Raw genomic sequence first — 13,963 nt, 5'->3', positions numbered from 1 at the left:
GCATAGATGTCAGCCATAACCTATGATAAAATAAAAATGATCAGTCCCTGGGAAATTCAGACAATATATGACCTTTCTATCAAGAAAACCTTCAACCAGCATGCCGAACTGCGCGTAAGCGCGCTGGTAAATGAATCCGATGCCAGCCAGATCGGTCTGCAAGAAATAGTAGATGACAAGATCGAAGTATATACCGAAGATGATGGCAATAAAAGCTGGTTGTTTAAAGGCCGTCTCAAAGATGTAAAGGTAAGCATTAGCGGTGGATTATATATACTTACGGTTGATTTTTTGTCAGAATCATCGGTGTTAGATCGGGAAGAGAAAAGCCGTTCATTCCAAGATACCAGTCTTGCCTATAGCGATATAGTAGCCAAAATTATGGAAGGTTATCCGGAAAAGAGCTTTGAACTGACGGCTGAAACGGTAACAATTGATGGCCCTTTGATTCAGTACAAGGAAACCGACTGGCAGTTCATAAGGCGTTTAGCTTCCCTTCAGGAGGATGTCTTGGTGCCGAATGTCACTTTAGATGAGGTGGTTTTTTCTTTTGGCTACCCATCTGGAGGCGCAAAATCACTGCCTAATGATATTAGGTATTTAAGTGGCAAGGATATTGCTGCCTTTAATACTGATGTGGAATCAGATTATAAACCTGGTCTCATTTGTAATGAATATGCCTATTATGAAGTAGAGACATATGATGAACTTACTATAGGCGATCAGGTAACCTTTCAGGGTAATGAACTATATGTAGGCGCCGTTACTATTGAACTGAAAGATGGTATACTGGTCTATCGTTCTAAGCTGGTCAGATATATGACATTACGGCAAAATCCGATCCGCAATGAAAAAATCCAGGGAATCAGCCTAGAAGGCACTGTACTGGAATTGCAAAACCAAGAAATCAAGCTACACCTAGCCATAGACCAGGAACAAGAGCAAGACACTGCTTATTGGTATCCCTTCGTACCGCCTACTACGGACATGATGTATCTCATGCCTCAGCTGGGGACCACAGCCAGCCTATACATACCGGGACTCAAAGAGCAAAATGCCATCATCACAGGCAGTGCCAGAACCAACGGCGGTGACTGCAAAAAAACAAGCGATCCGAGTACCCGCTACCTTGGTACCGAATATGGTCAAGAAATGAAACTAGCACCGGGCGGCATCTACTTTACCGCAGGCCGCAATGATCTGATACTCACCTTTGACGATGAAGAAGGCGTAAAAATCTCCAGTCATAAAGGGATTGTTCTGTCGGCACAAGATGAGATTGTGATTGATTCTAAGCAAAAAGTGATAATGAATTCTCCTAATCAAATTTGTATAGCTACACCTATGGGCGGCATCTCATTGGAAAATGAAGTGCATTTTAGTGATATGAAAACTATTATTGAGTGCACAGATGAGATGGAGTTTTCGTTGGCGGAACAAAAATTGGGTCAACCAGAAGCTGCGGGCCGCAAGGCGATAGATTTCGGTGAGTTATGGAAGGCAGCCAAAGGTGCTATAGCGACATGGTGGAATAATATACAATGGAAAGAAGTATTTTTGGGTGGTGTACAAGCTGGAGGTGGTTATTTTCAGAGGGAGTTGGGACTTGGGATGGTTCGAATTGGTGTATCAGGAGCCATGATTTCACGTGGACTTGCAGCAGTCCCTTGTGCTTCCTTCGCTGTTGCGGGGGGATATGTATATGCTGATGGTGTGAATAGTATGGTTGCAGGATTGACAAGGGTGCATGGTGGATTACGTGGAAATGAAAATGGGGAGTGGAATGCTTTGAAACTGCTATGGGGCGAGCAGATTTATAATGTTACACAGGTGGTTATAGGTGCATATTCAATTAAGCAGGTGATTAGCGGTGGTCTTAGTAATGCTCCTTATGGTGCAAATGGAATCATAAAATTTGGTTATTATCTAGATAAGGTAACAGAAAGCGCAAAATCATTTATCTCACATGAATTTGATTGGATTAACTTGGAGGAGACTTTTAGGGGCATGCTTCCTAAGAAAGAAACTCCTGCAAATTAGGAGAAAGGTTGATTAAGGTGTTACAACGAATAAAAAAAGTATTCAAGACACGATGGAAACGTTTCTTGTTCTGGTATTTTTTTATATGTATTTGGTTAATGTGTGGAACTGGTATTCCTAATATGTACTATTTAATACCGATCAAGTCCATTGCTGTATTTGTAGCTTGGGGAATGACATGTGATAATGGCTATTTTTTAGGACCGTCTTTTTATCGTAATTTGACCGTAAATTTTATAATTGGACTTATCTTAGACTTAATAGTATCTGTACTAATAATAATAGTATGTTTTATTTTAGATATAGACGCTACTCCGTTTTTAAGCGTCAACTTCTTATCCTCACATAATGCATAGCCTCCAGCCATGAGATAAGGGGTAGGAGTGCGTGGAGGGGCAGCATTATTTACTAAGGTGTTAATGAAAAGGTGAGAATCGGCATTTTGGAAATGCAGACTCGTGCCTTTTTTATACACACTCTTTAGGAGTCAGGGGGTCATATAATAGCGCAAGACATGTTGTGGCTTTCACCTATTCTACACATGAGGATTTAAACATTTGTAATGAATTTACAATCAATAACAATTAGAAAGTAAGTCTATCAGACAATTGGGGACGCTTCTTTTTGTCATTGAAATAATGACAAAAAGAAGCGTCCCCGCTGTCGGTGTAAATGATTAACTTATTAATTGGTCTTTCCTGTAAAGAGGGTAAGGAGGAAGCTAATAGCCTTACCCAAGGGTTGATACGGAAGTTGTTAAAGTGTGGGACTAGTCTTCTACTTTAATGCTTCCGTATTTATCTTCGTAGCTAGAAACGTATTGTTCAATAATAAATTCTAATTCTTTATTGGTTGATCGCTTGTTACGCTCAGCGATAATTCTCATTTTGTTTAATAATTTCTCTGGTATACGTAAAGAAAAAGGTGGAATGATTGAAGGCATTGGATGAATCAACCCCTTGTGTATTGATATCACTATTCTATCAATATGAATGAGTTAAGTATACATCCACGGTGAATTCACGAGTAATTCATTTTAACATTGACATCAAGGTGAATGCACCGTATAATAATTTTAAAAGAGTAAGGTATTCGTGATTAGAAAAATAGAAATATCAATGTGAGTACTAACCTGCTAAGAAGAAAAATATTCAAAAAGTAATAAATGTAATCTACGGCATCATACTAGAAAGCTACATATGTAGTCTAACCCGATCGAGAAAAAGAATGGTGGAGATCGTAAGGCTTATCAAAAATATGATTACAGGGGGAATATGGATAAGGAAAATCTATAAGAAACATGGCAGGAGTTCATTATAATAAGGAGAGGATTATCGTGAAAAAAGAAAGCCTTTTTGAAAGTGCAATGGATTCTATGGAGGATATTAGTCTTAACATACCACTACAGCAAATATCAAACGACTATTATTATTCTAATATAGCGGCTAAAGAATATGAAGAGGAACTTCGAGCAGCACTCCCTCAGAATTTACACCTCATTCTAAGTAGGCTAGCGGATAAAAACAATGAAAGGGAAGCAGCGAGTATGGCCGTTAGTTATCGACAAGGATTTTCTGACTCGATACGATTTATTATGCAGGCATTGTCCTGGGAGCCATCAAGGCGGTGATTTATTGGAAATAGAACGAAGGGTACTCTGTAAAGGGTGCCTTTTTTGTTTCTTTGTCTTGAATTGGAAGGACTGTTGAATGGTTAATTTTAAAAAAAAGATCATTTATTACAATGATATGCTTTGTTGCTGCAGTATTGATAAAGTACATTCTGGGGTAATATTTAAAATTTATTTTGGTATCTATGTCCTTCGGGAGAGGAATGGTAGTGTGAATCCGATGAGAGACAGAAGGGACGCTTCTTTTTTGTCATTGACGTCAGACCAAGGGTACGGTTCCTTTGCTTCTTTAGGTAAAAGGCTAAGTTCTTTGTCTGAATGGGAAAAGCGTAGTCTTTTTTTTATCCTGAAAGCAATTTTAAATGATAGACATCAAATCTACACCTTTTAGGGGAGGTAATGATTAACAAAATGGATTATCCTATCAGTAAGATGATAAAAGACGATAGTTTAGAGGGATCTGTAGGGGAGGAGTTACTTCTTACATAAATATTTAACGACGGTCGTTGGAGCCTTCAGACGATGAGAAGACATAGGCAATTTGGGTGTTAAGGCATAATAATATCAGAAGCAAAAGAACCGTCCCTTCGCTTCTTCGCTTCTTATTTGACGATAAAAAAGGCGTAAAAATCTCCAGCCACAAAGGTATCGTACTAGAGGCGAAAGAGGAAATAACTTTTGACTCTAAGACAAAAGTGGCCTTTAATGCTCCTAGTCAAATCCTCATGACTACGCCAACTGGTGGCGTTGCTATGGAGAATGAGATACATTTTGGTAATATGAAGACTATCATAGATTGCACGGATGGTGATGCTTTTCCACTGGTGGAGCAAACGTTGGATGTGAGGATAAATTATCAAGGTAAGCAAGGTATAATTGATGCAGCTATTGCGGCAATTCCTGCATCTGTTAAGACGACCGTCGTAAAGTCTGTTTTTAAATATATAGCAAATATAAAAATAACAATGGCCGCCGTGCTTGCTGGAATTCCAATAGTAAAAGACACTACACTTCCAATTACAGACAAAGTTACTGGAATTATAGCGATAGTAGTTATAACGGCACCTGTTCAACTTCTGACAAGTGCTGTAGTTAATCAAGAATTACCAAAGCCTACTGAGGCCTTGGGTGGAGTGATTAGCGCAAGCTCAGATGCTACTGGCTTACCTTGGTTCAAGGGTTTTAATTACGCATATAAAGCATATCTATATCGTGAGAAAGAAAAAGAGAAAGAAAAAGAGAAAGAAAAAGAGAAAGAAAAAGAGAAAGAAAAAGAAAAAGAATCCCCATAATTGTAGATCATAGATCTAAGGGCTAAGATAAATGCGATAATATTATGCTATACTTGCAGGTGAAGAAAATTTATGCAAAATGGCAATGCATTTTTTGTTTTATTGAATATGTTTAGTTTGGCATACCTAAATAGGACAAGGAGAGTTTAATGATTAAGTTTATTCAGTTAGGTAAAGTGTTGAAAAATGGAATGTATTTTTATCAACAAAAAGATTTTGTAAAAGCAAAGTACAGTTTTGAGCAAGCGTTAGTCATTGACTCGCACGATTTTATGGCTAACTACTGGACAGCTAGGACATCAATAATGCTTGGTGATTATGTAAATGCACAGAATTTGTTCAATATATGCCGTATATTAAAACCTAAAGTGGTTGAATTACTTATTACACCATGGGAGATTTTAATTAATCGATTAGATAATGGTTTACTATTAAAGGAACAGCTCCAGCAATGTGATTTGGAGATTAATAATAACTTGCATAAGTGTTTTTTTAAAAAACAATACTCAATAATTCAATTATTTACTGTTCTTTTTATAGGACAATTCATTTCGCTTATTGGAATCATAATTGCTGTTGGAGTTGTTATTCATGGATTCGTTGAACTCAATGAACTCAAAGGAATAGGAGTTGCTATAGTAACATATATAGTAGTGATAATTGAATTGATCTATTTTCATTTCAGTACATTATTACCTCTTAACTTATGGCTCAGATTCCAATGGGTAAAAGAGCAAATACATAAACTTATTATTTGTCATTCATTTAGGTTATTGATTATTAATTTTCTAAGTGGCGTTGGATTTTATTATATGGTCATAACATTGCTTGGGATTCATGTAGAAATAACCCCCAGAGAAGTTTCTCAATCTTTATGGTGGTTAGCAGGTCTTGCTTCACCCCTGAATGAAGAGCTAATATTTCGTTTAGCATGGTATAATTATTTGGCCAAATATGGTGAAATATTAGCCTATATAGGAGTATCTTTATTATTTATGTTATCACATTTAGAAATAAATCTAACTTACTTTTTACTATCAATTGTATTTATCTGGTCGTATAATAAATATCAAAATATTTTTGCTCCGATAATGCTTCATTTTTTATATAATTTGTCCTTGCCAATAATAGGATATATTTTAGCGATATGAAGACTGTTATTAAGGTGGACAGTGAGGAGAGCTCATGGAGGCTCGTGGGGGGCAGGTCTTAGTTATTGAAAAAAATTAAGCTATTCTTTGAAATGAGATATGGGGACGGCGGTAGTGTCTTGCCGAAAGTAGGCTAAGAAGGTTAGTCTACACGATAAAAAAATTAGAGCACCTGGAGTAAAGAAAGGGAATGTTAAAAGCGGTTAATAAATTTATTTACAAAAAAGAATTGTTTCTAGAGATCAATGTCTTAGAGATAAGATGCACGCGCAAAAAATTACCGTTTTTATAAACAAAACAAGTGAAGTGAAGGAGGAGTTTTAATATGCGCCGGTATATTATCGCAACTATTGTGTTTTTATCGATTAATTTTATTATCGCTATTTTATGTGGTGTTTATGGAGTTCCACAATTGGTTGAAAGTATAATTGATATATTAGTAGTGATGTGTGCATATACGTGGGCAGAAAAATCACAGACCAACTAACTAAAGTCAAAAATGAAGCAAGGGATTTACATGGTGTCTACCAGAGGTAAGACGTGGGAGCAGTGGTATTGTCTTGCCGAAGGGCCCATGGGGTCTACCATAGTATTTATGAGACACATTCCCGAAACAAAGTGATATAATAAAAAATAGACGAGGGTGTGGCTCATGGGGTTAGTTGCTTGCGAAAGTGAGTTGACTCAGCTCTGAAATGCCGCCCTCGTTTTTTGTTATCCGTGACGTTGACCGGGATGATGCCGTCCTGTGGGAAGTGGCTCTGTTAGTAGACGTAATGTTGGATAACAAAAAGGGTGGCGCACAACGAAATGTGGGAGGACAAGCAAATGCAACAACTATTAGTTGGCGTAGATGTAGGTTGTCACAAACATGCTGTTGCTATCGGTGGCCCTAATGGGATCGTAGAGCAATTTGAAATCACTCATGACATCCGTGGATTTGAGTATTTCTTTGCCCGTGTGTCAGCGCAAGCTCGTAGCCAAAAGCTACCGGTTGTAGTAGGCATGGAAGGAACGAATGGTTACGCCCGTCCTCTGGATCAAATGGTCAAAGCCAGAGGATATTCTTTGCTAAACGTAAATAATTTAAAACTGGCGCGATTTAAAGAAATTTTTGCTTCGCCAGCAAAGACTGACAGTATTGACGCGCAGCAGATTGTTTCTCTCATGATAATGGCTCCATTTATGGACCAAGTCAAAGAATCATTACAACCAGTACCTACTATCAGCGAAATCGAGATGCAATTGAAACGACTCAGCCGACGTCGTCGACAGTTGGTAAACGAAAAGGTCATTCTGCAGAATCGTATGCAGGCAGACTTGCAATCGGTCTGCCCAGGCTTTCTCGATACTATCAAAAAGGTAGATGCCATTTATGTTCTACGTTTTCTCAGCTTTCGCTCAGACTTGCGTCAGTTAGCTAGGCTTAAACCTACCACCATAAGAAGTATTCCTGGAATAGGAGCAACAAAGGCAGAAAAATTAGTTAAATGGCAAAACCTAGCTGTTTTCGGAACGGAAATTTCTTGGGTTGGGCCGATGATTTCAGAAGATGCTACGCGTATTTTAGAACTGAAGAGAAAAATAAATAGTTTAGAGACTCAGATGAAAAAGTTAGTAGAAGAATCAGCCTTAGCTACTTTGCTAGTTAGCATACCGGGTTTTGGTGTGGTTTGTGCCGCGGAAGTAGGTGGTGAAATTGGTACTATGTCGCGATTCGATTCTGAAGCTGGATTGGCCATCTATTTGGGTATGGCACCACTCGATAATAGCTCTGGAAAATACAAAGGTACAAAATCACCTCGTCAGGTTAATAAACGCGCAGAAATGGCTATGATGACGGCATTAGGGCATCACGTCCGAATTGTAGATGAATCAAAGTTATATTATAAGAAGAAGCGAGACGAAGGGAAAACTTATAATCAGTCACTACGTTCATTAGGTAGACATTTAATCCGAGTAATTTGGAGTATGGTACAAAACAATCGACCTTACAAAGCGAGAAAAGAAACTCTATCTGCATAAAAAAATTGGTATGCATTTTCAATAAGTGTACTATCTTTTTCTTTTTTGGGATTTTACATAAAATAAAACAATTATTATATCAAATAAAGTGAACAATAAACCGTTGACAAAACGAGCGGGATGTTCAGGCTTGAGTTATTACGAAATTGACTTATAGTAGAAAAAGGGAAGGGACGGTTCATTCCCGAAAGAAATTTTTAATGAAAGACATCAAATCTACACCTTTTAGGGGACGTAATAACTACCAAGATAGCTTATCCTAACAGTAAGTATGGCAAAGGTAGCTTTGGTAGTTGAAGGGATCAGTGTGTGACGACTCAGTTTCTTATTACTTAAATATTTAACGACGATCGTTAGAGAAATTTATGCTATAAGAGATCATAGTAATATCGAGTGTTAAGACATATACAATATCGGAAGCAAAGGAACCGTCCCCTTGCTCCCCCTATTTGGAAATCTATACCTTTTGCTAGATGCAATGACTTTTAAAACGATTTATCCTATAAAAAGAGGCATTAGAGTAGAGCAAGATAAATCCAAAAGGGAGTTTTGTATAAAACATTTGCCCAGATTAGTAAAGGTAAAGAAAAAACGGAAGGATGATGTACCAATGAAAAAAGTGTTAATGCTAACATTAGTCCTGTTGTTGGGATTCTCCAATCTAGTGTTTGCTGCGCCCAGTGAGTCGGAAGTTATAGCTTCATTTAAGAGCTATGTGGACAAGGAAGTCAAAAAGGCATTGGTTAGCTATGAAACGAATAATGAGATGATTTTTATAATAGATAGGCCACAACCACCTGATTGGCTAAAACCGCCATTTTGGCGCAGAGTACACTTTACACTTAATGGCGAGTACGATGTTGATCTTCGCAAGAACGATTCTTTGATTAGGCCATATATTGGAATACTAAAAATTTATAAAGTCAACTATTATGAGGATTTTTCCAGTAAAGAAGCAGCTGAACAATGTGTTTCACCCAAATATCGGGATACCAAACACTATACATTTAGCATTGCCTATCAGGAGGATAAATGGGTAGTCACTAAAGTAGAGTTGCAATATAACGGTGAACTGAAAACAAACAGTATTTATGATGTATTGAAGATTGAGCCTAAAGTGGGTTATCTGCATTAGGGATTCTTAGCGAGGAAATGGAAGGGAACACCGAGTGCTACATATTTATCCTGGCTTATCAGGATGAGAAATGGGTAGTTACCAATGTGGTGTTAAAATATAGTGGCGAAAAGTGAAGTTGATGGGAGTATATGATAAATTGAAGAATAAATACTGGTAGTGTGGGGGTAATATCATGGATACTGAATTCGAATTAATGAAAGCATTACGCACCGGTCATACCGTAGAGTTTTTCAAAAATAGTAAATGGGATGAATATATCAAAGAACAGCCTTTGGGTGAAATCTATCTTCCTACAGGTAAGATTGTGGCAAATGACCCGCTTATACTTTTTGAAACTCAACCTTTTGCCAAAGCAGTAGCGGCAAGCCGCTATCCTGTAGTATTGTACATACACCATATTGATACCGACAAAAGAGTGGCTTTTGCAGAAATCCGTTTCACCAAGGAACTGCCAGTGCATTTTGAGCTTGCGCTTATTGCGGGGCAAGCGGCAGAAGCGTTGGGGGATGATGAGTTTTTTGGCTATGGTGTTGACAGTGGGACAGGCGGCTTTATGGACGAGTGTGCTTGTAAGGCTCTTCAAAAGCTAGCGGAAGGTTTTGAGGATGGAATGTGGCCTGATTTGGAAAAGGCTTTGGATGACAGTTATGTACACACCTATTCTATGGCGAATGTAGTGCTTCCGGATTCTGATTGCAATATAGCGGCCTTTTCCAGCGGTTTCGGCGATGGGGTTTATCCAACCTTTTGGGGAATGGATGCTAAGGGGGATGTGTGCTGTCTGATTACTGATTTTTTGACTGTTGATATTGCTGGGGAGGATGACGAAGGTGAAGATACACATGAGTAATTGTTACCTTTTCCCTGTAGTAAAAGGTAACAATTGTATGTGAAAAAAGCAACCAGAAAGATATCTATCATATTGCAAGTGCACAATATGATAGATATTGGAAAGGGGTAAGAAGGGTAGTTGAGGCTTGGATTTTCCCGTTATGCTTATATAAAGTAGTCAGAATATCCAATTTGCTTGGTAAAGGTAAAAGATACCGTAATTTATGTTGAAGGTTTAGGTAATGTATCTGGTTTGAGCACAATGGGACCATCAATATTTTTACCTGCAATTGATCAGATTAATTATAATAAAGCCCATGGGCATAAATAAAAATTATCTTTGGACGAAAAGAGAATTTATAACTATGAATGATTATCTTTATTTTGCAATACAATGTGCATCTGTAATTGGATCTATATTAGCATACAGTTGGTTGGTTCGTTTGCGTTATACAAAAAGAAGTATAAGTTTTTGTACATTTAAATGGATTAATATGATACTACTAGCGATAAACCTATATATAATAGGTGGTAACCCTATTAGTAGTTGGGAGCCGTATATATTATTCTTATTTTTTTGCTACGCTGCGCTTTACAGCCTAGAGGTGCTGAAAGAATTTGAACGTTTCGAGCAGTTGAATACTTCAGAAGAGCAAATTGATGAATTTAGAAAAAAAATAAAAAAAGAGCTTGTACCATGGGCAATAATGTTTGTTATATTCATCTTAATAGTTGTAATCCTCGATTTTTAAAGACGAGAAGTATTGGAAATCCATGGAGTCAGGCTTGAGTTATTTAGAAACTGACTTATAGTAGATAGTCTGCTAATAGGATTTGTCAAGAGTTACTTGACAAATAGAAGGTAATAGTCAATTTTAAATATAACTCAACCCTTCTGCTATTGTCCTCTAATCAAGAACAACAGCAGAAGGGTGAAAAATAACAAATTAGGTTAACGTAGCTAAGGTAGGAATGGAAATGAGTATTATGGAAAGCATTGCTGTGGCATTTCATTATAAAAATATACACTTATTTTATAGGGATATTTCAAATATAACATGGCTTAGTGTCATTCTCATATACCCTGGATTGATATATCTGCGCTATAAAAAAATCATAAATCTTAATACCCTTAAGTATTTGGGATTGATGGTAGTATTAGCTAGTGTACTTAGTGGGTGTTTATACAATGGCTGGAGTTGGATATATTTATTTTATATATTACTTATGTATGTATCAATTGTAACGACTGAAAAGGAGATACAGAAAGAAGAACAAAAACATCAAAATGATTACCCCGTTTTGGATTACAAGCATAAAAGGGAAAAAAGAAAGTTATCGGGAACAACTAAAATGTTTTTTATATTATTCAGTATAGCGTCATTGATAAGTGCAATACTTAACTATTTTCAACTGGTCAATTTATGAAGCTAATATGAGCCGAGGGGTGGCTTAGGTTTTAAACTGACTGACACCCTTCGCGCTTCAATCTAGAGAATTATTCGTACATATCGCAAACTACTTACCATCTTCACCATTGGGAGAGATGGCTTTTTTTTTTGCCATTTTTAAATAAATATGGGAGTCTATACCTTTTGTTAGAGGTAATAAATTTGAAAACCATTTATTCTATAAAAGGGCATTGGAGTAGAGTAAGTAGGCAATATCTAGGATTGGTGCAGTAGCAGTAAAAAAAGAATGATCTTGTAATCAGCGTATATCAAATTAAATCTAATCAGCAAAGTGAGGAGTAATAACATGAAGAAATATATAAGTAGTATTCTTGTAATGATGTGTTTATTCAATTTTATCAGCATCGCTGGAGCATCACAAAATAATGCTAAGCAAGAGCAGAAAGACGCTTGGGAGGAAGCAGAGAAAGCGAAGATTGTAGGTCCTACCCAAATCAATTTGCTGGATCAAGCCAAAATTACGATTCCTGCGCATTATGAATTTATTCCCCAACCCCAAGCCAGCCGAGTCATGAAGAGTATGGGAAATGGGGATTGCCCGGAAATGGTTGGTTTCATCATATCTGACAAAGACAATGAGGAATGGATCCTAACCATTGATTATACGAAATCCGGATATATCAAAGATGACGAGGCAAAAAACTGGAATGCAGATGAACTATTAACCAGCCTCAAGGAAGGCACAAAAGAAAACAATAAGGAACGAAAACAAAAAGGACTATCTGAGTTGACCGTAAACGGGTGGGTAGAAAAACCTCAATACGATGCCGCCCGTCATTATCTTATCTGGTCAATAGAACTTGCGGCAAGAGGAGAAAAAGAAAAAACTATTAATTACAATACCTACGCCCTTGGCCGAGAAGGGTATTTGACTCTTGCCTTAGTTACCGATTTAAAGAAAATCGGGTCGGAGAAAGCAATAGCGCAAAATTTACTAGCCGCTACAGAATTTGTTCCGGGAAAGCGGTATGAAGAATTCAATTCATTAACAGATAATATCGCCGAATATGGCTTAGCTGCTTTAGTCACAGGTGTAGCAGCTAAAAAGTTAGGATTACTTGCGATGATCGCAGCTTTTTGTCTTAAGTTTATCAAGCTGATTATCATCGGTGTCGGCGCACTAGGTGTCCTGATAGTTAAAATTTTTAAGAAAAAGAAGAATGAAAAAGATAGCGACGCTTCAGAAACGACAGAACTGTAGCCAAGTTTACCTAGTAATGAACAGGCTGTGGGGAAACAGGGAATGAAGAAGCATGAGGAGGAAGAAGTAAGGGATGGTATGGGGTGGGCTTTAAGCCGTTTCTTGCTTCCTCCATTCTATCGCTTTAAGGTAGGTAAAAGTAAGTTTAAAAATATGAGGTAATAAAATGATAAATTCTACGGAAAACCAAAAGAAAGAAATTTAAACGAATAGATCCATTTGTGGATTTTGGCGACGGCTTATAGCGTTTATGGTTGACGGTGTTATTTTAGCCGTTGTAGGCAAAGGACTAGGACTACTGTTTGGCTCCATTTTTGCGCAAATGGGCGGAACAGGTCCGTTGGTTGGTTTTGGTGTGTATGTGCTCTATTTTGGAATTTTGCACAGTCCAATTGGCAAAGGACAAACGCTAGGGAAAAAATTACTTAAGATTCGCGTAGTAGATGCTAGAGGAAAATATATTTCATTTACCAAGGCATTGTTGCGAGCTTCAATAATCGGCATATTTTTTTGTTTATCTGCTGTTAACTCTTTATTAGTTTCAGATACCGCTATTCTTGTAAATTCAATATTATGTATAATAGTGGGCGCTGGAATTATCTATTTTTATTTATTTAATCGCATAACGCGCCAGTCCATTCATGATTTAATTAGTAGAAGCTTTGTTGTGAAAGCTGATGCAGAGGATAGATCAATTAGTTTAACTATATGGCGTAAACATTACTTAATTTATTCATCTATTATTCTTATTCTTGTCATAGGTAGCTTATATGTGTATTCTAAGCAACTTGAGACGAGAGTTATGAGTATGCTGAACTTACAGAATGAGTTAAAGAGAATAGATGGAGTTAATGACGCTTCTGTTGATGTTGTTCGTGTGACTTCACTACAAGACAATCGAACTGCGGACCAATTAGCCGTAACAGTATATGTTAAAAGAAAACCATTATCTTATAGGGATATGCAGAATGACGTTGCCAAGTTGGTTATGGAAAAATATCCTGTGACAAATATACAATCAGTACACGTGAAAATTAGTAATGGCTATGACATTGGTATCGCTAAAAGTTTTCAGAGCAGTATTCTGTCCTTTACGCCGGGAAACTGGGAGAAACGGATATACGCTGAAGAATGGACAGCATTTTAATAGGTAAATCCTCCAAAGGTTGTAGAAGCAAGGAGA

13 protein-coding genes are annotated in these 13,963 nt (G+C 37.4%); 12 read left to right on the top strand and 1 reads right to left on the bottom strand.

Annotation, left to right across the window (positions count from 1 at the left end):
• The first annotated feature begins 6 nt into the window (after positions 1–6).
• Complete coding sequence (locus QSJ81_RS13405; RefSeq protein ID WP_285717881.1) at positions 7–2,040, top strand: contractile injection system protein, VgrG/Pvc8 family; 2,034 nt, start codon at positions 7–9, stop codon at positions 2,038–2,040.
• 769 nt (positions 2,041–2,809) lie between these two features.
• Here the strand turns inward: QSJ81_RS13405 and QSJ81_RS13400 are convergent.
• Positions 2,810–2,983 carry an Arc family DNA-binding protein gene (locus QSJ81_RS13400; RefSeq protein ID WP_285717880.1) on the bottom strand — a complete coding sequence of 58 codons (174 nt, stop codon included), beginning with the start codon at positions 2,981–2,983 and terminating at the stop codon, positions 2,810–2,812.
• A gap of 393 nt (positions 2,984–3,376) precedes the next feature.
• Here QSJ81_RS13400 and QSJ81_RS13395 point away from each other — a divergent pair, with 393 nt between their 5' ends.
• From QSJ81_RS13395 to QSJ81_RS13345, 11 genes are all read left to right on the top strand, one after another.
• A complete protein-coding gene (locus QSJ81_RS13395) occupies positions 3,377–3,670 on the top strand; it encodes a hypothetical protein (RefSeq protein ID WP_007954185.1) in 294 nt (97 codons plus the stop codon).
• Between the two features lie 545 nt (positions 3,671–4,215).
• Complete coding sequence (locus tag QSJ81_RS13390) at positions 4,216–4,962, top strand: hypothetical protein (protein WP_285717879.1); 747 nt, start codon at positions 4,216–4,218, stop codon at positions 4,960–4,962.
• 149 nt (positions 4,963–5,111) lie between these two features.
• A complete protein-coding gene (locus QSJ81_RS13385; RefSeq protein WP_285717878.1) occupies positions 5,112–6,113 on the top strand; it encodes a CPBP family glutamic-type intramembrane protease in 1,002 nt (333 codons plus the stop codon).
• Between the two features lie 325 nt (positions 6,114–6,438).
• On the top strand, positions 6,439–6,600 hold the full coding sequence (locus QSJ81_RS13380) for a hypothetical protein (RefSeq protein ID WP_285717877.1): 162 nt from the start codon (positions 6,439–6,441) through the stop codon (positions 6,598–6,600).
• Positions 6,601–6,941: 341 nt separating this feature from the next.
• On the top strand, positions 6,942–8,138 hold the full coding sequence (locus QSJ81_RS13375; protein WP_285717876.1) for an IS110 family RNA-guided transposase: 1,197 nt from the start codon (positions 6,942–6,944) through the stop codon (positions 8,136–8,138).
• Positions 8,139–8,748: 610 nt separating this feature from the next.
• Positions 8,749–9,273: a hypothetical protein gene (locus QSJ81_RS13370; RefSeq protein WP_285717875.1), complete on the top strand. Its 525-nt coding sequence runs from the start codon at positions 8,749–8,751 to the stop codon at positions 9,271–9,273.
• A gap of 175 nt (positions 9,274–9,448) precedes the next feature.
• Complete coding sequence (locus QSJ81_RS13365) at positions 9,449–10,126, top strand: DUF4241 domain-containing protein (RefSeq protein ID WP_285717874.1); 678 nt, start codon at positions 9,449–9,451, stop codon at positions 10,124–10,126.
• A gap of 346 nt (positions 10,127–10,472) precedes the next feature.
• The gene (locus tag QSJ81_RS13360) at positions 10,473–10,859 is read left to right on the top strand and encodes a hypothetical protein (protein ID WP_285717873.1); all 387 of its coding nucleotides are present in this window, start codon (positions 10,473–10,475) and stop codon (positions 10,857–10,859) included.
• A 226-nt stretch (positions 10,860–11,085) separates the two neighbouring features.
• The gene (locus QSJ81_RS13355; RefSeq protein WP_285717872.1) at positions 11,086–11,535 is read left to right on the top strand and encodes a hypothetical protein; all 450 of its coding nucleotides are present in this window, start codon (positions 11,086–11,088) and stop codon (positions 11,533–11,535) included.
• Positions 11,536–11,865: 330 nt separating this feature from the next.
• Positions 11,866–12,780, top strand: coding sequence for a DUF2167 domain-containing protein (locus tag QSJ81_RS13350; RefSeq protein WP_285717871.1), 915 nt, complete (start codon positions 11,866–11,868; stop codon positions 12,778–12,780).
• Positions 12,781–12,997: 217 nt separating this feature from the next.
• A complete protein-coding gene (locus QSJ81_RS13345; protein WP_285718152.1) occupies positions 12,998–13,927 on the top strand; it encodes an RDD family protein in 930 nt (309 codons plus the stop codon).
• The last annotated feature ends 36 nt before the right edge of the window (positions 13,928–13,963 follow it).

This window comes from Pelosinus sp. IPA-1 (assembly GCF_030269905.1).
Lineage (GTDB): Bacteria > Bacillota > Negativicutes > DSM-13327 > DSM-13327 > Pelosinus.
Note: the sequence above shows the minus strand (reverse complement) of the source record. Positions and strands in the feature narration are given on the sequence as shown.

Coding starts and splice junctions, on each gene's coding strand:
- QSJ81_RS13375 (WP_285717876.1), top strand. CDS start 6,942: ATGCAACAACTATTAGTTGGCGTAGATGTAGGTTGTCACAAACATGCT.
- QSJ81_RS13355 (WP_285717872.1), top strand. CDS start 11,086: ATGAGTATTATGGAAAGCATTGCTGTGGCATTTCATTATAAAAATATA.
- QSJ81_RS13360 (WP_285717873.1), top strand. CDS start 10,473: ATGAATGATTATCTTTATTTTGCAATACAATGTGCATCTGTAATTGGA.
- QSJ81_RS13370 (WP_285717875.1), top strand. CDS start 8,749: ATGAAAAAAGTGTTAATGCTAACATTAGTCCTGTTGTTGGGATTCTCC.
- QSJ81_RS13400 (WP_285717880.1), bottom strand. CDS start 2,983: ATGCCTTCAATCATTCCACCTTTTTCTTTACGTATACCAGAGAAATTA.
- QSJ81_RS13350 (WP_285717871.1), top strand. CDS start 11,866: ATGAAGAAATATATAAGTAGTATTCTTGTAATGATGTGTTTATTCAAT.
- QSJ81_RS13385 (WP_285717878.1), top strand. CDS start 5,112: ATGATTAAGTTTATTCAGTTAGGTAAAGTGTTGAAAAATGGAATGTAT.
- QSJ81_RS13365 (WP_285717874.1), top strand. CDS start 9,449: ATGGATACTGAATTCGAATTAATGAAAGCATTACGCACCGGTCATACC.
- QSJ81_RS13405 (WP_285717881.1), top strand. CDS start 7: ATGTCAGCCATAACCTATGATAAAATAAAAATGATCAGTCCCTGGGAA.
- QSJ81_RS13380 (WP_285717877.1), top strand. CDS start 6,439: ATGCGCCGGTATATTATCGCAACTATTGTGTTTTTATCGATTAATTTT.